The following is a 20,860-nucleotide window of genomic DNA, read 5'->3' on the forward strand; positions in this document are numbered from 1 at the left end:
CCCCATGCTGGGTCGTGCTGCGTCCACCCCCACTCGAGGCCCTTCTGGGCAGGGGTGGGTGCGTGTGCGACCGACCGGAGGGCCATGTTCAGCCAGGAACGCAACCGTCAGACTTCTCCTCAACCCCGCCGCGCCGTACTCGGTGCCGGGATCGCCGCCGTGGGATCCGGCCTGCTCGCCGCCTGCTCGGACGGCGCACCGGACCGCAACCGCATCGATGGTGCTCCGGGCGCCGAGCCCGCGCGTTCCGCCCCTCCGCGGGACGGCACGCAGGCACCGCCCGCAGAGACTCCGAGCTCCGAACGGTCGGCACGGGGACTGACCCTCACGGCCACTCCCAGCACGGTCGACCTGGGGGGTGGGCAGACCGTCAGGACGTGGACCTACGGTGACGAGCTGCCAGGCCGCGAGGTCCGTATCACCGCAGGGGAAACGCTCAAACTGACCCTGAACAACCATCTGCCGGAAGCCACCACGGTCCACTGGCACGGCATCGCCGTGCCCAACGACATGGACGGCGTGCCGCACGTGACGCAGCGGCCGATCACCACGGGCAAATCGTTCACGTACCAGTTCCAGGCTCCGGACCCCGGCACGTACTGGCTCCACCCGCACCTGGGCGTGCAGATCGACAGAGGTCTCTATGCGCCACTGATCGTGGAGGACCCCCATGAGCCCCTCTCCTACGACCGGGAGTGGGTCATCGTGCTCGACGACTGGCTCGACGGGGTGAACGGCTCGACCCCGGAGGACGTGTTCGCGCAGCTCCGCAAGGGCAAACCCGCAATGGGGCACGGCTCGGGGCACGGCGGGCAAGAGCGTGACGACCCGCCTTCCCGCCCCCGGGGAGGGATCGACGTCGGGCACGGGCCGCCCCTGGCCTATGCGCCGGGTCACGGGGACGACGACCCTTCGGAGCCACCGCACGGCGGTAAAGGCACCTACCGGGTGATGAAGAGAGCCGTCAGCAGACTGCTCGGCGGTCACGCGGGCAACGTCGACTACCCGTACTACCTGATCAACGGGCGGACTTCGGTCGACCCCACGCAGTTCAAGGCCAAGCCCGGCGAACGCATCCGGCTGCGCATCATCAACGCGGCCGCTGAGACGGCGTTCCGGGTGGCGCTCGGGGACCACCAGCTCACCGTCACCCACAGCGACGGCTTTCCCGTACAGCACCACAAGGTCGACTCGCTGCTCCTGGGCATGGCCGAGCGGTACGACGTGCTCGTCACCGTGAAGAGCGGGGTCTTCCCGTTCACCGCGCTCGCCGAGGGGAAAGGCGGATCGGCGATGGCCGTCCTGCGCGCGGGCAGCGGCGCTGCGCCGAAGCCGTCCGCGCGTCCGAGGGAGCTGAACCGGAACGTGCTGGTTTCGGCCGGGCGGCTGCAGCCGCACGAATCCGCGGCCCTGGACCGGCGTGAACCCGACCGTCAGATCAAACTCGTCCTGACCGGCAGTATGAAGAAATTCGACTGGGGCATCGACCACCGGCCCTATTCGCCGAACCGCATTCACAAGATCGAACGTGGTGAGCGGGTGCGGTTGGTCGTCTTCAACGGCACGGACATGTGGCATCCCGTCCATCTGCACGGCCACACCTACGGCCTGGCCGGCACCGACTCCCCCGGCGCCCGCAAGGACACGTCCGTGGTGCTGCCGCACCACAAGCTGGTAGCCGATTTCGACGCGGAAAATCCAGGGCTGTGGATGCTGCACTGTCACAACATCTACCACTCGGAGTCCGGAATGATGACGACGCTCGGCTACCAGTAGCCACGCGGCTGCCCCGTCGGGGGGATGCCGCGTCACCGGGCGAAGCCTGTGGCAGAACCTGCTGACGGCGAAAGGGCCGGCTCGGAGGAGGGGTTTCTCCTCCGAGCCGGCCCTTTCGCCGTTCCGGGCGCCGTGCCGCACGCATGCCGTCACGTCCGCTCGGCGTGGGGTTCCCCCGCTGGGCGGGAGAGGCTGACCAACCGGTCAGCAGGCGCCGGCCGGTTCGGACACCTGGCAGACGTTGTTGACGAACTTGTTGTCCTTCCCCTTCTCGTCCCGGGTGACCAGGTCCGCCGGACCGTTGCCCAGTACGAGGTTGTCGCGGACGGTGTTCTGCTCGTTGGGGACGCCGTCCATGCTGCCGAACACGACGATCCCGCCGGAGTACGGAGAGTCACCCACGTTGTCGTGGACCGAGTTCTGCGTCACCAGTACCTTCTCCGTACCGACAAGGACGATGCCGACCCCCTGGAGGTGGGGCAGGCGCTCGGCGGCGGGGCAGTACTCGTTGTTCTCGTAGACCGCGTTGCGGCGGATGGCCAGGTCGCCCACCGTGCGCGGCAGCACGACGAAGACACCCGCGCAGTTCCCGGTGACGACGTTGTGCTCGACGGTGAGGTTCCTGAGCCGACGGGTGGTCATGCCGATCCGGTTGCCCGTCAGGCGGTTGCCGCTGATCACCGTGCCACGGGAGTCGAGGGTCTTGCTCTCCGCGTCGGCCTCGAACACGTTGGCGGTGTAGAGCCCGGCGTCGCCGTTGCCGCTCGCGGTGTTGTAGCGGAACGAGGCGCGGGTGGAACGATCCTGCGCGATGCCCCACTGACCGTTGTCCCGGGCGGTCACCCGGCGGACCTCCAGCTGGTCGGTGCGCGTGGCCGAGACACCGTTCCTCTTGAACCCTTTGACGGTCAGCGACTGGATCCGTGCCCCGGTGACGGGGTGGTCGTCCGTGCCGGTGACACAGATGCCGTCCCCCGCCTTGGCACACGCGCTCTCGGCCTCCTCGTCCTTTCCGGGCACGATCACGGTCTGCTCGCCCGCGCCCCGGAGGGTCAGCGGCTTGGTGAGCGTGACGCTTCCGCGGTAGGTGCCCCGCGTCAGGACGATGGTGGCTCCGGGGGCGGCCGCGTCAACGGCCTCCTGGATGGACTGGTCCGGACGGACCAGTTGCTCGGATCCGCTGCGGGCGGAGGCGGCCGGCGCGAGGGCGCCCATGCCGACGACGAGGGGCGCGATGGCGCAACTAAGGCACGTGACTTGGTATTTCCTCATGATCCCGACGTTATGGGCGCCCCCGCGGTGTCGCCACTCTTGGCGACCATATGGATACAGAAAGGAGCCGATCGGGCCTGTTCGCCGGTTCCGTCGCCGACTGCCCGGCCGGAACAGGGGCGCGGCGGGGGCAGGGATCATGGTCGAATGCGGTTCGAACCCGGTGCTCCGGCGGCGTTTCGCCATCCGACCAGGCCGGACGGCGAAACGTCGCCGGAGTGCCGGCCCCGCGCTTTCGCGGGGTCAGACGTACGAGCGCATCCAGCGGAGCATGGCCGCCTCCTGGAAGGGGCCGCCGCCCTCGTGGTCGTTGAAGTCGTACACCTCGATGGACTTGTCGTCGTGCGTCCAGGCGTTGAAGGCCGCGAAGACCGTCGAGGGCGGGCAGGTCTGGTCCTCGAGGGCCACCGAGAACAGCGCCGGGACACGGCCGCGGGCAGCGAAGTGCACGCCGTCGAAGTAGGACAGGGTGCGCAGGGCTTCCTCGGTGCGGCCCCGGTGCGTCCTGAGGAAGAGACCGATCTCCCGGTACGGATGCCGGTCGGTGAGCGTCGCGGCACGCGGGAAGTCACACAGGAACGGCACGTCCGGGGCGACGGCCGCCAGGTCCGGTACCAGGCCGCCCACCGCGAGGGCGACTCCGCCGCCCTGACTCGCGCCGACGGCCGCGGTACGGGCCGCATCGGCCAGCGGGTGCGCGCGGGCCGCCTCCACCGCGCGCACCGCGTCCGTGAACACCCGGCGGTAGTAGTAGTTCTCGGGCGCGTCGATGCCGCGCGTCATGAACCCGGGGTACGCCGGCGCGCCGCCCACCGGGTCCGCCGTACCACCGCCGGCGCCCCAGGCGCTGCCCTGGCCGCGGGTGTCCATCACGAAGTGCGCCCGGCCCGTGGACGCCCACAGCAGATGCTCGTGGGGCAGACCGCGGCCCCCGCCGTAGCCGATGAACTGCACGATCAGCGGCAGCGGTTCCTCGGCCCCGGCGGGCAGCGTCAGCCAGCCCTTGACCGGGTGGCCCCCGAAACCGGCGAACGTCACATCGAGGACCCGCACCGTGGACAGGCCCGTGTCGACCGGCTCGAAGCGGACGTCCAGGTCGTGCTCGCGTGCCTCCGCGAGCGTCTTGGACCAGAACGCGTCGAAGTCCTCCGGGGCCGTGGACGCGCTCCGGTACTCGCGCAGTTCGTCGAGCGCTAGGTCGAACAGGGCCATGAGGGACCGCCTTTGTACGGAGACAGTACGAAGCGATCACACCGTACGTGGGCCGCGGGAGCAGTCGCCAGAGCACGTGCGGGACTCCGTCCGCGCCCGATGCGAGAGCAGAGACACACAGGTGAAGAGCGCAGAAAGCGCTTGTGCCCGGTGGGGCCGCCGTCCGGCGGTGGCCCCGGCGCGGCGCGGATCAGCCGAAGCGCTCGATACGGATCCGGTCCACGGGCTGGCCGGCCGCGACAAGCAGCCTGGAGGCGTGCTCGGCAAAGGAGTTGGAACCGCACACATAGGCTTCCCACCCGTCCTCGGGAGCGTCGGACAGGAGCGGCGCCACATGTGCGACCGTCATACGTCCCACGGTCACGCCCTCCGGCGCGCTCCGGGTGAACACGGGCAGGGTCTCCGCGCCGAGCTCACCCCGGTAGATCAGCTCCTCGGGGCTGCGCGCCGACACCAGCAGTCGCAGGGGCAGTGACAGGCCCCGGGCCCTGTGGTGCCGCACCATCGACATCAGCGGGACCACACCCGAGCCGGCTCCCAGCAGCAGCGCGGGCCGGTCGCCCGGCCAGGCGAAGAAGCCGCTCAGCGGGCCGCGCACCTCGACCCGGTCGCCGGGCCGGGCCACCGAGTGGAACCAGCCCGAGACCTCGCCGCCCGCCACATGGTCCAGGGTCAGCTCGATGTGCCCGGAGCCGTCCGGTGCGGACGCGATCGAGTAGTGGCGCTGAGCCACGTAGCCGTCCTCGGCGGTCAGCCGCAGCAGCAGGTGCTGACCCGGCACGTGTCCCGGCCAGCCGGGCACGGCGAAGCGGAAAGTCGCGGCGCGCGGGGTCTCACGGTGGATCCCGGTCAGTGTCGCCGTTCGCCACACCGAGGCCGTCTGCTCGCTCACGCCGATGCGTCCGGGCACGGCGAACCGTGTCGGCGGGGCGAACCGGGCGGGCGGAGCCGGATCGTTCGGCCCTCGTGGCAGTGTCAGTCGCTCAGTCACCGGAGTACCGCTGCTCCTCCCAGGGATTGCCGCGCGCGTGGTAGCCGTTGCCCTCCCAGAAACCCGGCTCGTCGTGGTCGAGGATCCGCAGGCCCGCGATCCACTTGACGCTCTTCCAGAAGTACAGGTGCGGCACGATCAGCCGGGCCGGGCCGCCGTGCTCGGGCGGGATCGGCCGGCCGTCGTACTCCCGGACGATCCAGGCACGCCCGCCGGTCAGGTCGGCGAGCGGCAGGTTCGCCGTGTAGCCGGTGTGCGAGTAGGCGACGGCATGGGTGGCGGACCCGTCGGGCCGGACGAGATCCATGAAGGTGTCCAGGGAGACGCCGCCGAACCGCACCCCGAACTTCGACCAGCCCGTCACACAGTGGATCGCGCCCTCGTACGCCGAGGCCGGCAGGGTGTGCGCCTGCTCCCAGTCCCACGTACGGGGCTCGGCCACCAGCCCGTCGATCCGGAACGTCCAGTCGGCGGGTGCGAGGTCGGGGGTGACCTCGGCGGACAGCACGGGCCATTCGTCGCCCGCGTCGTACTGGCCGGGCGGCAGGCCGGGATGGTCCACGCGGGGGCGGCCGGTGAAGCCGCGGGTGATGTTCACGTGATCGGCGATTCCGTTGCGAGTGGTGCTCAGATGTTTCTGGTGTTTCCGGTGTTTCCGGCTTCAACCGTACGGGGTGCCGGAGAACACCCGTACACCGATCTCGCCTGCCGGTCCCCGGCCGCCCCACCGGCCTTGGTCCCGCCGCGCCGTGTGCACCGCGCCGTACGGAAAACGCCGTGTGACCGGCAGCGTCGTCGGGTAGGGTGACGACCCGGCTGCGGACGGTCCCAGCCGTCGACGGCCCAGGGAGGTGAGACCCATTACCGCTGTGTCAGGTCGGGTGCTCTCACCTCGAAGCGACGCGGATCACCCGCAGTAGGTGACCGCGGGAGCGCCCTTCGGCTTCCGAAAGGCTCTTACCTCCATGCCGTCCCCGTCTCCCTCGCCCGTCCCGCAGTCCTCCCCCCGGTTCTCTTCCGCCCGGCCGCAGTCCGCCGGGCCGCCCCCCGCCCCGCCTTCCGCGCCCGCCGACCGGGACTCCGTCGTCGCCGCGCTGCGCGCCGCGGGCTGTGTCTTCGCCGAGGACGAGGCCGAGCTGATCCTCGCCGCCGCGCACACCCCGGACGAGGCGACCGCGATGGTCGAGCGCAGGGTGCGCGGGCTTCCGCTCGAACTCGTGGTCGGCTGGGCCGAGTTCAGGGGACGACGGATCGCCGTGACCCCCGGTGTCTTCGTACCCCGGCGCCGTACCGAGTTCCTCGTGACGCAGGCGCTCGCCCAGGCACCCGACGCGGCCGTCGTCGTGGACCTGTGCTGCGGTTCGGGCGCCGTCGGCGCGGCGCTGGCCGACGGGCTCGGCGCGGTCGAACTGCACGCCGCCGACATCGACCCGGTCGCCGTGCGCTGTGCCCGCCGCAATGTCGCGGACGCCGGCGGCCAGGTGCACGTCGGAGACCTGTTCGAGGCGCTGCCCGCAGCGTTGCGCGGCCGGATCGACATCCTCGCGGCCAACGTGCCGTACGTGCCCAGCGGCGAGATCGGTCTGCTCCCGCCGGAGGCCCGCGACCACGAGCCGCGCGTCGCACTCGACGGCGGCACGGACGGGCTCGACGTGCTGCGCCGGGTGGCCGCCGGAGCCCCCGACTGGCTGGCGCCCGGCGGGTGCCTCCTGGTCGAGGCGAGCCGTGGGCAGGCTCCCGCGGCCGCCGCCGTCCTCACCGGTGCCGGGCTGCGGGCCCGCCGGGCCGTATCAGAGGAGGAGTACGCCCATGTCGTGATCGGAGTCAGACGGTAGGACCGCCCGCGCGTTCCGTACCGCCGGGAGTCGTCGCGCGGGCGATGAGCAGGGCCACGTCGTCGAAGTTGTCGGGCTCGTGCAGCGTGCGCAGCAGCAGGTCGCACATGTCCTCGAGGGAGTGGTCGGGGCCGTGCAGCAGCGTGAGCAGGCGGTCGAGACGTTGGTCCAGCGGGTGCCGGCGGGTCTCGACGAGGCCGTCGGTGTAGAGCACCAGCCGGTCGCCCGGCTCGATCTCGACGACGGTCGTGGAGAACTTGACGCCGCCCACACCCAGCGGCACCCCGGTGGGCAGATCGAGCAGTTCCGGGGTGCCGCCGGCCCGTACCCGTACCGGCGGCAGATGCCCCGCGTTGGCGATCAGGCACCGGTGCTCACGGGGGTCGTGGACGGCGTAGACACAGGTGGCGATGGCATCCTCCAGACCGCCGACGAGCCGGTCGAGGTGCTCCAGGAGCACCGCCGGATCGAGGCCGAGCGAGGCCAGCGTGTTCGTCGCCGTGCGCAGCCGTCCCATGGTGGCCGCCGCCGGGATGCCGCTGCCCATCACGTCCCCCACCACGAGGGCCGTCCTGCCGCCGCCCAGCGGGATCACGTCGAACCAGTCACCGCCCACCTCGCTGGTGCTGCCCGCGGGCTGGTAGCGGGAGGCGACCTCGAGCCCGCCAGTGAGGGGCGGATGGCTGGGCAGCAGACTGCGCTGCAGGGTGAGCGCGGCGTCGCGGGCGCTCTGGTACCAGCGGGCGTTGTCGATCTGCACCGCCGCGCGGGCGGCCAGTTCCCGGGCCAGCAGCAGATCGTCCTCGTCGAACGGCCGCGGATTGCCGGTGCGCTTGAGGTCGAGCGCGCCCAGCACCTCGCCGCGCGCGATGAGCGGCACGGCCAGATACGAGTGCACACCCGCCCGGCTCAGCAGTTCGGTCGCCTGGGCGGAGCGGGCGATGCGGGTGAGGTGTTCGTCCTTCACCTGCGGCAGCATCACGGGCAGGCCGGTGCGTACGCACTCGGTGACCAGCCGGTCCGGGCCGTACCGGGCCACCTGGCCCGGCGGATCGGCCGCCCGCAGGGCGTCGTCCGAGCCCGCGCCCGCGCCCCGGACCGCCAACGCACGGATCATCGCCGGTTCGGCCGGGGCGAGGGTGCTGCGATGGCCCCGGACCACCGCGTCCAGCAGATCCACGGCCGCCACGTCGGCCAGTTCCGGCACGGCCACATCGGCCAGTTCCCGGGCCGTACGCTCCAGGTCCAGGGTGGTGCCGATCCGCACCGAGGCGTCGGCGACGACGGCCAGCCGGCGCCGGGCCGTCTCGGCCTCCACGGCCGCCCGGTACTGCTCGGTGATGTCCACCACGGACACGGCCACGCCCAGCACCGAGCCGAGCGCGTTCTCCAGCCGGTAGAGCGAGACCGACCATGCGTGGTCCACCTCGGGATCGGCCGGGGTCCGGCCGATCATGGACTGGTCGACGACCGGTTTCCCGGTGTCCAGGACCCGGAGCGCCGCGGCCTCGACGGCGTCGGCGTCCAGCCGCGGCAGCACCTCGCGGACCGTGCGGCCCAGATGGTCGTCGGCCGGCATGCCGTTGATCTGTTCCAGCGCCGGGTTGACCGAGACGTACCGCAGGCCGGTGTCCAGTACGGCCAGCCCGATCGGAGACTGGGCGACGATCCGGGTGGACAGCGCCACGTCCCGCTCCATCCGGCGCACGGTCGACTGGTCGACCGCGAGGCCGAGGGCGTAGACGGCGCCGCGGTCGTCCGTCAGCCGCATGTTGCGGAACTCCACCATCCGGGTGCCGCCGTCCTTGCGCCGGATGGGGAAGGCCCCGGCCCAGCTCTGCCCGGTGCGCATGACGTCGGAGAACAGCTTGACCACCAGGTCCAGATACCGCTCGTCCACCATGATCCGCGCGGCGTACCGGCCCAGCGCCTCCTCGGTGCTGTAGCCGAACAGTTCCTCGGCCTGGGGGCTCCACAGGACGATCCGCCCCTCGGGGTCCAGCACCACCGAGGCCACACGCAGCACGTCGAGCAGCCCGCTGGGACGGACCGGCCCCGGTGCCGCCCCGCCGCCCTCGACCAGGGGTGACTCGGCTGAACTCATCGCACGCCCCGCCTTCGCCGATTCTCACGGCACGCCGTCGCGGTGCCGTCATCCCTTGTTCTACCGCGCGTGGGGGCGATTTTCCGCCGCTCCGACCGTCTCCCGCCACCTTCTTCCTCTCATCCGGCGGGTGCCCCGCGATCCCCCGGGCACGCCGGTGGTGCGCGGGTAGTGCTCCCGCGCGGGCGGTGTTTCCCTGGGGAGGGGTGGGGAAGCCGGTGTGGCGACGAGAGGAGCGATCACGATGGGCAGTGAACGAGCGCACCCGGAATCCGTCTCGGTCGAGATCAGCGGGTGCGACAAGCATGACGCGCGGATCGTCTTCGACACGCTGTGCGCGTGCTACACGTCCGACCGGTGCTCCGACGACGTACCGGAGAAGTTCCACGAGACCCGCCCGATGGTGTGGCTCGGCACGTTCGACGTCGCCGCCCCGCAGGAGGGCGGCGCCCGCCCGGCCCGGCTGTCGTCGCCGGTCGACGCCGACGTGTACGGCGGCTACTGGGCCGTCGACCGGTTCCGCACCACCCTGGACTCCCTGTTCACGGTGCACGATCTGAGCACGGTATCGGGCGACCAGGAGGAGGAACTGCACATCCGCCTCGAAAGCCGGTGACCCGCCGGGGCGCGGCGGCGCGTACGGACACCCCCACGGTCCTTTGCGCCGCCGGCTCATCGCGCCCTCCGTCATGTTTGTGCAACTAGTTGCATAAACGTGTGCGCGTCCTCTACAACAGAGGCACCACACCGCGCACGGAGGGCCCGATGAGCCGATACCCGCACCTGCTGACCCCTCTCGACCTGGGCTTCACGACCCTGCCCAACCGCGTCCTCATGGGCTCCATGCACATAGGCCTCGAGGAGGCCGAGGGCGGCTTCGCGCGCATGGCCGAGTTCTACGCCGCCCGTGCCCGTGGCGGCGTGGGCCTCATCGTCACCGGTGGCATCGCACCCAATGACGAGGGGCGGGCCTTCGAGGGCGGCGCGAAGCTCACCACCGACGCGGAGGCCGAGCAGCACCGGACCGTCACCGAGGCCGTGCACCGCGAGGGCGGGCGGATCGCCCTGCAGATCCTGCACTTCGGCCGGTACGCCTACCATCAGGACCTGGTCGCCCCCAGCCCGCTCCAGGCGCCTATCAGCCCCTTCGCACCCCGCGAACTCACCGACGCCGAGGTCGAGCGCACCGTCGACGACTACGTCCGCGCCGCCCGCCTCGCCCGGCAGGCCGGCTACGACGGCGTCGAGATCATGGGCTCCGAGGGTTATCTGATCAACGAGTTCATCGTCGAGCAGACCAACCGGCGCACGGACCGCTGGGGTGGCTCGTACGAGAACCGGACGCGCTTCCCTCTCGAGATCGTCCGCCGGGTGCGTGAGGCGGTCGGTGAGGACTTCATCCTCATCTACCGGCTCTCCATGCTGGACCTCGTCCCCGGCGGTTCGACCCTGGACGAGGTGATCGAACTGGCCCGCGCCGTCGAGGCGGCCGGCGCCACGATCATCAACACCGGCATAGGCTGGCACGAGGCCCGCATCCCCACCATCGCCACCTCGGTGCCCCGCGGTGCGTACACCTGGGTGACGAAGCGGCTCATGGGCGAGGTCTCGGTCCCCCTCGTCACCACCAACCGCATCAACACCCCCGAACTCGCCGAGGAACTGCTCGCCGAGGGACACGCCGACATGGTGTCGATGGCCCGCCCGATGCTCGCCGACCCCGACTTCGTCGCCAAGGCCGCGGACGGCCGGTCCGAGGCGATCAACACCTGCATCGGCTGCAACCAGGCCTGCCTGGACCACACCTTCAGTGGACAGATCACCTCCTGCCTGGTCAATCCGCGCGCCTGCCACGAGACCGAACTGGTGCTGTCACCGACCAGACACCGCAAGCGCGTCGCGGTCGTCGGCGCCGGCCCGGCCGGGCTCGCCTGCGCCGTCAGCGCCGCCGAACGCGGCCACGACGTCACCCTGTTCGACGCCGCGAGCGAGATCGGCGGCCAGCTCAACGTCGCGCGGAAGGTCCCCGGCAAGCAGGAGTTCGACGAGACCCTGCGCTACTTCCGTACCCGGCTCGCCGAACTGGCCGTGGACGTACGCCTGGACACCCTGGTCACGGCCGACGACGTCGCCGGCCACGACGAGGTCGTCGTCGCCACCGGCGTCAGCCCGCGCGTGCCCGACCTCCCCGGCATCGACCACCCGAGCGTGCTCGGCTACCTCGACGTGCTGCGCGACGGCGCCCCCGTCGGCGCCCGGGTCGCGATCCTCGGCGCGGGCGGCATCGGCTTCGACGTCGCCGAGTTCCTCACCGACGGCGGAGACAAGGCGCACGAGCACCCCGAGACGTACTTCCGTCAGTGGGGCGTCGACATGGATCACCGCACACCCGGCGGTCTTGCCGCACCCCAGTGGCCCGCCCCGCCGCGCACCGTCCACCTGCTCCAGCGCAAGACGTCCAAGGTCGGCGCGGGACTCGGCAAGACCACCGGCTGGATCCACCGCACCGAACTCCGCCACCGCGGCGTCACCATGGTCCCCGGGGTGCGCTACGACCGTATCGACGACGCCGGTCTGCATGTCACCGTCGACGGCGAGAGCACCGTTCTGGAGGTGGACACGATCGTCCTGTGCACCGGCCAGGAACCGTGCCGCGACCTGTACGAGGAACTGGTCGCCGCCGGGCACGCCGTCCACCTGATCGGCGGCGCCGACCTGGCCGCCGAACTGGACGCCAAACGCGCCATCAAGCAGGGTACGGAGCTGGCGGCGGCCCTGTAGAGCGGCGCATCCCGTCCCTAGGATCGATCCCATGTCACTCCCGCACGCCATCCTCACCGCCCTGCTCGAGAAACCGTCGTCCGGGCTGGAGCTGACCCGGCGCTTCGACAAGTCGATCGGCTACTTCTGGTCCGCGACGCATCAGCAGATCTACCGCGAGCTGGGGAAACTGGAGGCCGAGGGTCTGATCCGGGCGCTGTCCGCCGAACAGCCCGCCCGGGGGCAGAAGAAGTCCTACGAGGTCCTGCCGGCGGGCCGCGCCGAACTGGTCCGCTGGACCTCCGCCTCGCAGGACCCCAAACCGCTCCGCGACGCGCTGTTGCTGCGGCTGAGGGCGGCGGCGGTGGTCGGCACCGGGGGGCTCGAGGCCGATTTTCGCCGCCATCTGGAGCTTCATGAAAGGCAGTTGGCGGAGTACAAGGACATTGAGCAGCGCGACTTCCCGCCCGGCAGGGACGGCAGGGAGGACCGGCTCCGGCATCTGGTGCTGCGGGCCGGCATCGACCTGGAGACCTTCTGGACCCGGTGGCTCGCGCACGCGCTGACGGAGTTCGCGGAGCTGCCGGACACCGAGCGGACCGGGCGGGCCGAGCCGACCGACTCGCCGGGCTCCGCCCCCACGGATCCGTCCGACTCCGGGCATGCGGAACCGGACGGATCGGGCTCCGGAGGGAAGTGACGCCGGCCGCCCGACCGGAGCGCGTCGGACGTGATGGCGGCCGGCGCCGTCTCAGAGGCGGTTCGGCTTGCCGCGCCGCCGCAGGTACCAGGCCGTGGCGAGGAGACCGGTGCCGACCAGCGCGCCGCCGGCCACCAGTGTCACCGTGCCGTAGTCCGTGGAGCCGCCGCCGACGCCGCCCAGCACCCCGCGGGTCGGCGAGGGTGGATCGGAGACCGCCGGGCGGGGAGCGGGATCGGCGACGACGATGGACTGCGTGCCCGCGGTGGTCCCGTTCGAGCACATCACGATCACCGTGTGGGTTCCCGAGCGGACGTCCGACCAGGCGGCGGACTGTCCCGAGCCGGTCCCGGACAGCGCCACCTGGCGGCCCTGGGAGAAGTTCGACTGGCTGCCGTCGAGCAGCGAGGCGGTGCCCCAGCTGCCGTTGAGCTGGGCGCACGCGGTGGTGGTGACGGAGACCGTCGAACCGGTGGTGCTCACGGATATTCCGGGGCCCGAGGCGGCCTGGCCCGTCAGGGTCAGGGGCAGCGCGGCGGCGGCTGCCACGGTCAGACCGGAACGGAGCAGTGGCTTCGAATAGCGCATGTGAACTGCCTTCCGGCGGCACGGCCGGCGGTACATTCCTTGCGCCGCCGAGGATCGGGGAACGCCCGTGCTGCCACGGGCCCAGCCAATGCGTACCCGGCCCGCGACGCATTCCGGCTGCCGCCGGGCAGGTGACGACTGCCGTCGCCCGGACCGAGACGTGTTCAGCGGCGCGGGCCCGTCGTCACCGTGCGCTCCGCCGAGAAACCGCCCCAGGTCCCGTCCGGCAGCTTGGCCCGGATCCGCACCCGATGGGTGACCCCCGCCTCCTCACCCGCGTAGAAGCTGTACGTCGCCCGGTCGCGCGGCGCGTCCCCTCCGTAGACGAGTGAGGTGGCCGCGCGGCCGTCCAGCCGCACCTCGTACTCGGTGATCACCCCGTCCACGCGCGGCGGCACCCAGCTGAGGTCGATGTGGTAGGCACCCTCGGAGCGGTGACTCGTGGCGCGGAAGCCGGTGGGCGCCGTGGCGCGACCGTCGTCACGGCCCGGTGTGGTGAGGCGGACGGGGGCGCCGGCGGGGGAGAGATTGTCGGCGGCGTCCCGAGCCCGGACGGTGAAGGTGTAGCGGGTGCCCGGCCGCAGCCCCGTCACCACGGTGGCGGTCTGACCCCCGCCGACGCTGTGGATCTTCGTCTCTCCCTGGTACACCTCGTACGAGAGCACGCCCCGGTCGTCCGTCGAGGCCGACCAGGACAGCTGCACCGCCCGGCTGCCGACCGCTGTGCCGCGGACGTCCGTGGGGCGGCTGGGTGCGGCCCGGTCGGCCGCCGCGGCCGCGGGTGTCGTCGCCCGGACCTCCCGGCTGCGCGGTCCGAGCCGCCCGTCCGTGTCCCGCGCCCGTACGGTGAAGACATACGTGGTGGCGGGCCGGAGCCTGGTGACATCCACCATGTGTTCGGAACCGGGTAATTCCTTGACCTTTGTGGCGCCCCGATACACCTCGTACCGGCTCACCTCGGCGCTCGCGGCGGCGACGGTGTTCCACATGACATGCACGCTGGTGGCGCTGCCGGCCTCGGCCGTGACACCCGTCGGAGCCCCGGGCAGCCGTTCACCGTCGTTCCCGCTTCCGTTCCCGGAACCGCTCCCACCACAGGAGACGATCAGCAGGAGCCCACCGCAGAGCGTGCCACGGAGCATCCCGCGCACGCCACGTCGGCGCGGGGGCACGGCAACAGGAACGCCTCGCACGGCTCTGCCTCCCGAAGGGCACAGGAAACGGTGAAATGGTCCGTACCAATATGGCGTGGCTGACGCGGCCACATCAAGAGGATGTGGCGGGGCCCTTGTGAGGAGGCCGAGGGTGCGTCGTACGGTCCTGTCTCGGTGGCCGCGGCACCACTCCGGGATGAGATCGGCCGAGTGCTCGTCAGTGTCCCCTACGAGAGGCCCGCACACCGTGAACCCTGTCCAGTCGCTCGTACTGGCCGTGGCCGGCGTCTCCCTGTTCGCCCCCGCGACGCTCCACAACACCTCGTCCCAGGCCCGCACGGAGCAACCGGTCGTGCAGCAGGAAGACTCCGTCAGCGCTGACAGCGCTGACAGCGCCGTCAGCGCCGCCGACCTGCTGGCCGAGGTGCGTGACTGCACCCCCGCCTCCCACGGCAACTACCGGAGCGACCGGGGCGCCCGCGCCATCATCCCGGTGTGCGGCACTCGCGACGTCGTGTTCCGGGAGGCCGACATGGACATCGACTGCGACGGACAGCCCGGTGTTCGTTGCAACACCCGTACCGACCCGCACTTCTCCGCCACCACCGCCTTCACGCAGTCCGACGGCCGCCCCCTGAAATCCGAGACCCTGCCCTTCGTGGTGGTGCCGGTGCCGAGCACGCTCCGGGACTACCGGGCGCATGGTGTCCGAGGCGGCTCGGTGGTGGCCGTCGTGTACCGCGAGCGGGTGCAGTACGCGGTCGTCGGCGACACCGGCCCCGCGGGCGTCATCGGCGAGGCGTCCTACGCGACGGCCGAAGCGCTCGGTATCGGTCCCGACCCGCGGGGCGGCGGCACCTCCTTTGGTGTCACCTACATCGTGTTCAGGGACAGCCGGGTGACCCCCGTCGAGGACCGCCGGGCGGCGGTGACGACGGGGGAGAGGCTCGCCCGGCAGTTCGTGGACGGCGACCAGTGAACGGCGACTGCGCCGGAGCCCGGCCCTCACACCTTCCGATACGTGTACGCGTCCGCCGCGGCGGCCTCCACCGCCGCGAGGTCCGCTCCCGTCGCCGCCGTGACCACCGCGGCCACCGCTCCCTCCACGAACGGCGCGTCCACCAGTCGGGTGTGCTCCGGGAGTTCGTCGCCCTCGGCGAGCAGCGCCTTCACGGTGAGCACCGCGCTGCCCAGATCGGCCAGGACGGCGACCCCGGCGCCGCTGTCGACGGATGCCGCCGCGGCGGCGACGAGTTCGGCGCTCGTACCGAGACCTCCGTCCTCCGTGCCGCCCGCCGGGGAGACGGCCACCGCGGTACCGGCGCCGGCCAGGCCCGTCGCCAGCTCGGCGACCGAGGCCGCCACCTGCGCGCTGTGCGACACCAGGACGATCCCCACCAGCTTTCCGTCACTCACCGGCTGCCTCCGCGGCTTCGGCGGAGCCGGAGGCGTCGGCGAGGCCGGCGATCAGCAGCGCCGCCGACGTGGCCCCGGGATCCTGGTGCCCGATGCTCCGCTCGCCCAGGTAACTGGCCCTGCCCTTGCGGGCCCGCAACGGCGTCGTGGCCACCGCGCCCTCCTCGGCGGCGGCCCGCGCCGCGGCGAAGGAATCGTCGAGCGCGTCGACCGCGGGCACCAGGGCGTCGATCATCGTCTTGTCGCCCGGCGCCGCGCCCCCGAGCTGCCGAACCGCGTCCACTCCGGTGCGCAGCGCCTCGGCCAACTGCTGCCTGCTCACCTCGGTGGCCTCCCCGAGGGCCTTGCCGGTGCGGCGCAGCAGTGTCCCGTACAGGGGCCCGGACGCGCCGCCCACGCTCGAGATGAGCAGGCGCCCGGACCGGGTCAGGACCGCGCCGGGCGTGGCGGGCGGCTCCTTCTCCAGCGCGGCCCGCACCGCGGTGAACCCGCGCTGGAGGTTGCTGCCGTGGTCGGCGTCCCCGATGGGCGAGTCGAGGGCGGTGAGCCGTTCCGCCTCACGGTCGACGGACGAGGCGGTCACCGTCATCCAACGGCGGAAGAATTCGGCGTCGAGCACTGGAACTCCTTGCGAGATAGGCACTGTGAACCGATACCCCGGTGCCCGTCAGACGCCCCAGCGCAGTCCCGGGGTGTTCACCGGTGCGTCCCACAGTCGCAGCAGCTCCTCGTCGATCTGGCACAGGGTGACCGAGGCACCGGCCATGTCGAGCGACGTCACGTAGTTGCCGACGAGGACCCGGGCGACGGGGACACCACGCTCGCCGAGCACTCGCTGCACCTCGGCGTTGAAGCCGTACAGCTCCAGTAGCGGGGTCGCGCCCATGCCGTTGACCAGGACCAGGACCGGATTGCGGGGGGTGAGGTCCTGGAGGATCGCGTCGACGGCGGCATCGGCGATCTCGCGCGAGGTCATCATCGGCCGCCGCTCCCGGCCCGGCTCGCCGTGGATGCCGATGCCCAACTCCAGCTCGCCGGACGGCAGATCGAAGGTGGGGCTGCCCTTGGCGGGCGTGGTGACGGCGCTCAGGGCCACGCCGAAACTGCGGGAGTTCTCATTGACCTGACGGGCCACGGCCTCCACCCGCTCCAGCGGCTGCCCCTCCTCGGCCGCCGCGCCCGCGATCTTCTCCACGAACAGCGTCGCCCCGGTGCCGCGCCGGCCGGCGGTGTAGAGGCTGTCGGTCACCGCGACATCGTCGTTGACCAGTACTTTCGCGACCTGGACGCCCTCGTCCTCGGCGAGTTCGGCGGCCATGTCGAAGTTGAGCACGTCACCGGTGTAGTTCTTCACGACGAACAGCACCCCGGCTCCGCTGTCCACGGCCGCCGCCGCCCGCACCATCTGGTCGGGCACGGGGGAGGTGAACACCTCGCCGGGGCAGGCCGCCGAGAGCATCCCGGGTCCCACGAATCCGCCGTGCAGCGGCTCGTGCCCCGATCCGCCGCCGGAGACCAGACCCACCTTCCCGGCCACAGGAGCGTCCCGCCGGACGATCACCCGGTTCTCCACATCCACCGTGAGTTCGGGATGAGCCGCCGCCATCCCACGCAACGCGTCCGCGACCACGGTCTCCGGCACATTGATCAGCATCTTCACGGGTGCCTCCTAGGGAGGTTAGTAGGTGGGTTTTCCATCTGCGTTTTGCTGGTCAGAGCAGGTAGGGGAAGTTCTCGATCTCGACGGTCCGTGGCGGCCTTGAGCGGGCTGTGGCGGTACTGATGCTGACTTAATGCTGACTTTGATGACGGAACGTCAAGTCTGCTGGGTGGTCGGATGCGGGCCGGCTGAAGTCCTCTTGTCTGAAGTATTGACCTTGCGGGAGCGAAGGTCACGTACGCGGGCGCTCAGGTGTGCCCGGAAGGTGGGACGGCTCGCAGCCTTCGTCGTGCGGCGGGCCGCGATGAGGGCGGGGCCCGCGAGACCGACGCGGCGGTGCCGGGGAGAGGCTCTGCCGTGAAATTCAGGAAGAGAACGCCCGAATCCCTTGGTGGCCCGGTGTGCGAAAACCCCGGCTCCGACGATCCCGGCAGCTCATCGGAACCGAAGTGTTTCCCTTATTGGTCCGGCATGTACCTCCCCGAGTTCTTCGCCGGGCTCGGCCCGGACCGGATACACGACGGCTCGCCCCGGCGCCGTCGAGCGGCCGACGTCCTTGACACGACGCCGGCCGAGCCGCACGGCGGTCCCGCTCGGCCCCGGAGTCCTTCCGCAGGCTCATCGACCACCGGATGAGTCCCGCCGACGCCCTCACCAAGGGGCCGGACCGGCCGACCGCGCTACGCCGGCTTGATCAAGCACTCGTCCGGGAAGGTTTCGAAGCGTTCTGCGCTGCCGACGGCCACCGCTGTCTCCGCCACCTCGGGACGAAGACCGTCCCGGTCCTGGCGGCACACCCGCACCGCCCCGTCACTGTCGCAGAGGCGCATCGCCGTGCCGACCTTGCCGCGCACCTCGACGGGTGCAGTGAGGACGAGCTCCTCGAGGAAGCGCTGCTTCCACTGAGCCCCTTCCAACCTGACGGGTGGTTGGGCTGCGGGCCCCGGCGGCGGGCATGAAAAAGCTCCTGGTAGACGGGTTCACGACCAAGATCACCGCATCCGCCAGGAGCTCGTGTGCTTGTCTACCCGTCTGCCATCGATCTGTCCAGCCGTACCCTGCGTCGCCTCTCCGGTCTGCTGGCAGGTCACCGACCCCGGATCGGTTCTCGCTGGCGCCGCCTGAGCTGCGGCCGGCAGGCTCTGCTCGTACTCGCCCACCTACGCTGCGGCGACACCTACAGCCGCCTCGCCGCCGGCTTCCGGGTCGGGATCGCGACGGTCTACCGCTCCATACGCGAGGCCGTCGGCCTCCTGGCCACCCTCGCCCCGACGCTGGAGCAGGCCATGCACACCATCCGCGGGAAGGCGTACGTGATCCTCGACGGCACAGTGCGCCACGAGGCGCTTGATGACCGGGTGGGGGTGAAAGGACCCCGCCACCGGGCTGTCGCAGCAGTCCGGTTGAAGCTGAGGGCAGCCTGACCCGGGGGACGCCGGGGAGGGTGGGAAGCGGCCCTGACAACGCCGGGACGTGCTGGCACTGCCAGACGGTGCGGGCCCGGCAAGCGAGACGAGAAGGTGTACGCGAGGAACCAGTGGTAAAGCCCCGTAAGCGAGCGAACCGGCTCCAACCTGGTGGATATGGGCCGGGATGCAGCGCGTGGCCACTTCGGTGGTCAACTCCGAAGCCGCGTAGTGCCGTCGGTGAGGAGGCCACGATGAAGAACTGCGGCGTAGTCGTGGCGATGCTGCCGGGGCAAGAGCTGGGCACCTCCCTCGTCGACCGGTCATCGAGTGAACGTGGGAACCACCCCCGGTCGCCCTCGGGAGCAGGCAGCCGGCCTGGTCCAGGGCAGGCCCGTCGCCGGCCGAGGGCCGCGGGGTGGGGCGGAGGTCCCGTAGTAGTCCGAGCGCGCGAGAGGCGTGCACATGGCGAAGGGGACCAGCAAGTCAGCAGGGAGGAGACTGGAATGCCAGGAGGATGTCGCCGGTGAACACCGACGAGCTGGAGTCGGCCCTTTACTGGGGCGAGCGCCGGGTACTGGGGATTCAGACCAAACTGCACCAGTGGGCCAGCGGTGATTCTCATCGCAGGTTCGACGATCTGTTCAACCTCGTCACCGATCCCGCGTTCCTTCTGGTCGCGTGGGCTCGGGTGCGGGGTAACAAGGGTGCCCGCACTGCCGGTGTGGACGGAAACACCGCCCACTATGTCGAGGCCGTGCGAGGCGTTGAGGTGTTCCTCGACGAGCTGCGGTCGGTGCTGAAGGACCGCAGTTTCCGCCCGTTGCCGGTACGTGAGCGGCTCATCCCCAAGGCGAACGGCAAGTTTCGTCGTCTCGGGATCGCGACCGTCACCGACCGGGTGGTCCAGGCATCCTTGAAGCTGGTATTGGAACCGATCTTCGAGGCGGATTTTCACCCGCAGAGTTACGGGTTCCGTCCGAAGCGCCGGGCCCAGGACGCGGTGGTGGAAGTGCGCCACCTGACATCCCGCTCCTATGAGTGGATCGTGGAAGGTGACATTGCCGCCTGCTTCGACGAAATCTCGCACCCGGCCCTGATGGGCAGGGTGCGAAAGCGTGTCGGGGATAAACGCGTTCTGGCTCTGGTGAAGGCGTTCCTCAAGGCGGGCATCCTCGGCGAGGACAAGGCCCTGAGGGCGACCGATGCCGGTACTCCGCAAGGATCGATCCTCTCGCCGTTGCTGAGCAACGTGGCCCTGTCCGTCCTGGACGAGTACATCGACCAGGCGCCGGGTGGACCGCGGGCCAAGCCGCATCAGCGGGCCAAGCGCCGCCGAAATGGTCTGCCCAACTACCGGTTGATCCGGTATGCGGACGACTGGTGCTTGGCGGTGTCGGGCTCCCGTGCTGACGCGGAGGCAATGCGCGAGGAGATCGCAGTCGTGCTCTCCGCGATGGGTCTGCGCCTGTCGAGGGAGAAGACGCTGATCACCCATATCGAGGACGGTCTCGACTTTCTCGGCTGGCGTATCCAACGTCATCGGAAGCGAGGCACCAGTAAACGCTTCGTCTACCTCTATCCAGCCAAGAAGGCGCTTCGCTCCATCATGGCCAAGGTGAAGAAGTTGTGCTGGCGGGACGTGAACCTGCCGCTCGATGTCCTGCTGCACCAGCTCAACCGGGTGCTGCGGGGCTGGACCGCCTATTTCAGGCATGGTTCGTCGAAGGCGACTTTCAACTACCTGCGGGCCTACACCTGGAAGCAGGTATTTGGATGGCTTCGCCGTAAGCACCGGCGAACCAGTTGGAAGGAACTCCGTCGCAAGAACACCCGCGACGGATGGTGGCCCGCCACCGGCGAGGTGACTTTGTTCAACCCGGCGGGAGTAAAGATCGTCTACTACTCCTATCGGGGAACGAAGATCCCCTCGCCGTGGCCGAGCTCCGCGTGAGGGAAAACCGGCTGAACCACCGGGACTTGTGG

Annotated in this window: 17 protein-coding genes and 2 pseudogenes; 8 read left to right on the forward strand and 11 right to left on the reverse strand. The window is 70.7% G+C overall.

The window, feature by feature from the left end:
• The first annotated feature begins 84 nt into the window (after positions 1-84).
• Complete coding sequence (locus tag AC6F7H_RS30665; protein WP_500760840.1) at positions 85-1,776, forward strand: multicopper oxidase family protein; 1,692 nt, start codon at positions 85-87, stop codon at positions 1,774-1,776.
• Between the two features lie 204 nt (positions 1,777-1,980).
• Here AC6F7H_RS30665 and AC6F7H_RS30670 read toward each other — a convergent pair whose 3' ends face one another.
• The 4 genes from AC6F7H_RS30670 to AC6F7H_RS30685 all read right to left on the reverse strand — a co-directional run bounded on the left by AC6F7H_RS30670 (position 1,981) and on the right by AC6F7H_RS30685 (position 5,849).
• A complete protein-coding gene (locus AC6F7H_RS30670) occupies positions 1,981-3,048 on the reverse strand; it encodes a right-handed parallel beta-helix repeat-containing protein (protein WP_500760842.1) in 1,068 nt (355 codons plus the stop codon).
• Positions 3,049-3,291: 243 nt separating this feature from the next.
• Entirely contained in the window at positions 3,292-4,260 is a 969-nt protein-coding gene (locus tag AC6F7H_RS30675) for an acetylxylan esterase (RefSeq protein WP_500760844.1), read from the reverse strand.
• A 190-nt stretch (positions 4,261-4,450) separates the two neighbouring features.
• A complete protein-coding gene (locus AC6F7H_RS30680; protein ID WP_500762148.1) occupies positions 4,451-5,170 on the reverse strand; it encodes a ferredoxin reductase in 720 nt (239 codons plus the stop codon).
• A gap of 73 nt (positions 5,171-5,243) precedes the next feature.
• Positions 5,244-5,849, reverse strand: a complete 606-nt coding sequence (locus AC6F7H_RS30685; RefSeq protein ID WP_500760847.1) for a sulfite oxidase-like oxidoreductase — start codon at positions 5,847-5,849, stop codon at positions 5,244-5,246.
• A 367-nt stretch (positions 5,850-6,216) separates the two neighbouring features.
• On the opposite strand from AC6F7H_RS30685, the gene AC6F7H_RS30690 reads away from it, so the two are divergent.
• Positions 6,217-7,086: a putative protein N(5)-glutamine methyltransferase gene (locus AC6F7H_RS30690; RefSeq protein WP_500760850.1), complete on the forward strand. Its 870-nt coding sequence runs from the start codon at positions 6,217-6,219 to the stop codon at positions 7,084-7,086.
• Here AC6F7H_RS30690 and AC6F7H_RS30695 read toward each other — a convergent pair.
• Entirely contained in the window at positions 7,076-9,190 is a 2,115-nt protein-coding gene (locus tag AC6F7H_RS30695) for a SpoIIE family protein phosphatase (protein ID WP_500760853.1), read from the reverse strand. The genes AC6F7H_RS30690 and AC6F7H_RS30695 overlap by 11 nt on opposite strands.
• Positions 9,191-9,434: 244 nt before the next feature.
• Here AC6F7H_RS30695 and AC6F7H_RS30700 point away from each other — a divergent pair, with 244 nt between their 5' ends.
• The 3 genes and pseudogenes from AC6F7H_RS30700 to AC6F7H_RS30710 all read left to right on the forward strand — a co-directional run.
• On the forward strand, positions 9,435-9,806 hold the full coding sequence (locus AC6F7H_RS30700) for a hypothetical protein (protein WP_202274544.1): 372 nt from the start codon (positions 9,435-9,437) through the stop codon (positions 9,804-9,806).
• 149 nt (positions 9,807-9,955) lie between these two features.
• Positions 9,956-11,971: an FAD-dependent oxidoreductase gene (locus tag AC6F7H_RS30705; protein WP_500760856.1), complete on the forward strand. Its 2,016-nt coding sequence runs from the start codon at positions 9,956-9,958 to the stop codon at positions 11,969-11,971.
• 31 nt (positions 11,972-12,002) lie between these two features.
• Positions 12,003-12,545: pseudogene (locus AC6F7H_RS30710) on the forward strand (PadR family transcriptional regulator); the annotation flags it as partial.
• A 156-nt stretch (positions 12,546-12,701) separates the two neighbouring features.
• Here AC6F7H_RS30710 and AC6F7H_RS30715 read toward each other — a convergent pair.
• Both AC6F7H_RS30715 and AC6F7H_RS30720 read right to left on the reverse strand, forming a co-directional pair.
• Positions 12,702-13,238 (reverse strand): hypothetical protein, encoded by a 537-nt coding sequence (locus tag AC6F7H_RS30715; protein ID WP_500760858.1) that lies wholly within the window; start codon positions 13,236-13,238, stop codon positions 12,702-12,704.
• Positions 13,239-13,402: 164 nt separating this feature from the next.
• Positions 13,403-14,431 (reverse strand): fibronectin type III domain-containing protein, encoded by a 1,029-nt coding sequence (locus tag AC6F7H_RS30720; RefSeq protein WP_500760861.1) that lies wholly within the window; start codon positions 14,429-14,431, stop codon positions 13,403-13,405.
• A 208-nt stretch (positions 14,432-14,639) separates the two neighbouring features.
• Between AC6F7H_RS30720 and AC6F7H_RS30725 the strand changes: the two genes are divergently transcribed.
• Entirely contained in the window at positions 14,640-15,371 is a 732-nt protein-coding gene (locus tag AC6F7H_RS30725; RefSeq protein ID WP_500760863.1) for a glycoside hydrolase family 75 protein, read from the forward strand.
• Between the two features lie 26 nt (positions 15,372-15,397).
• On the opposite strand, the gene AC6F7H_RS30730 is transcribed toward AC6F7H_RS30725, so the two are convergent.
• The 4 genes from AC6F7H_RS30730 to AC6F7H_RS30745 form a co-directional block, all read right to left on the reverse strand.
• Positions 15,398-15,808 carry a PTS-dependent dihydroxyacetone kinase phosphotransferase subunit DhaM gene (locus tag AC6F7H_RS30730; protein ID WP_500760865.1) on the reverse strand — a complete coding sequence of 137 codons (411 nt, stop codon included), beginning with the start codon at positions 15,806-15,808 and terminating at the stop codon, positions 15,398-15,400.
• A complete protein-coding gene (gene dhaL, locus AC6F7H_RS30735) occupies positions 15,801-16,427 on the reverse strand; it encodes a dihydroxyacetone kinase subunit DhaL (protein WP_500760868.1) in 627 nt (208 codons plus the stop codon). Before dhaL ends, AC6F7H_RS30730 begins: the two co-directional genes overlap by 8 nt.
• A gap of 48 nt (positions 16,428-16,475) precedes the next feature.
• Positions 16,476-17,468, reverse strand: a complete 993-nt coding sequence (gene dhaK, locus AC6F7H_RS30740; RefSeq protein WP_500760871.1) for a dihydroxyacetone kinase subunit DhaK — start codon at positions 17,466-17,468, stop codon at positions 16,476-16,478.
• 680 nt (positions 17,469-18,148) lie between these two features.
• Complete coding sequence (locus tag AC6F7H_RS30745; protein WP_500760874.1) at positions 18,149-18,385, reverse strand: hypothetical protein; 237 nt, start codon at positions 18,383-18,385, stop codon at positions 18,149-18,151.
• A gap of 99 nt (positions 18,386-18,484) precedes the next feature.
• Between AC6F7H_RS30745 and AC6F7H_RS30750 the strand changes: the two are divergent.
• Together AC6F7H_RS30750 and ltrA are read left to right on the forward strand one after the other, a co-directional pair.
• Positions 18,485-18,802: pseudogene (locus AC6F7H_RS30750) on the forward strand (helix-turn-helix domain-containing protein); the annotation flags it as partial.
• 589 nt (positions 18,803-19,391) lie between these two features.
• The gene (gene ltrA / locus AC6F7H_RS30755) at positions 19,392-20,828 is read left to right on the forward strand and encodes a group II intron reverse transcriptase/maturase (RefSeq protein WP_500759461.1); all 1,437 of its coding nucleotides are present in this window, start codon (positions 19,392-19,394) and stop codon (positions 20,826-20,828) included.
• The last annotated feature ends 32 nt before the right edge of the window (positions 20,829-20,860 follow it).

Source organism: Streptomyces sp. MMS24-W38 (assembly GCF_059889265.1).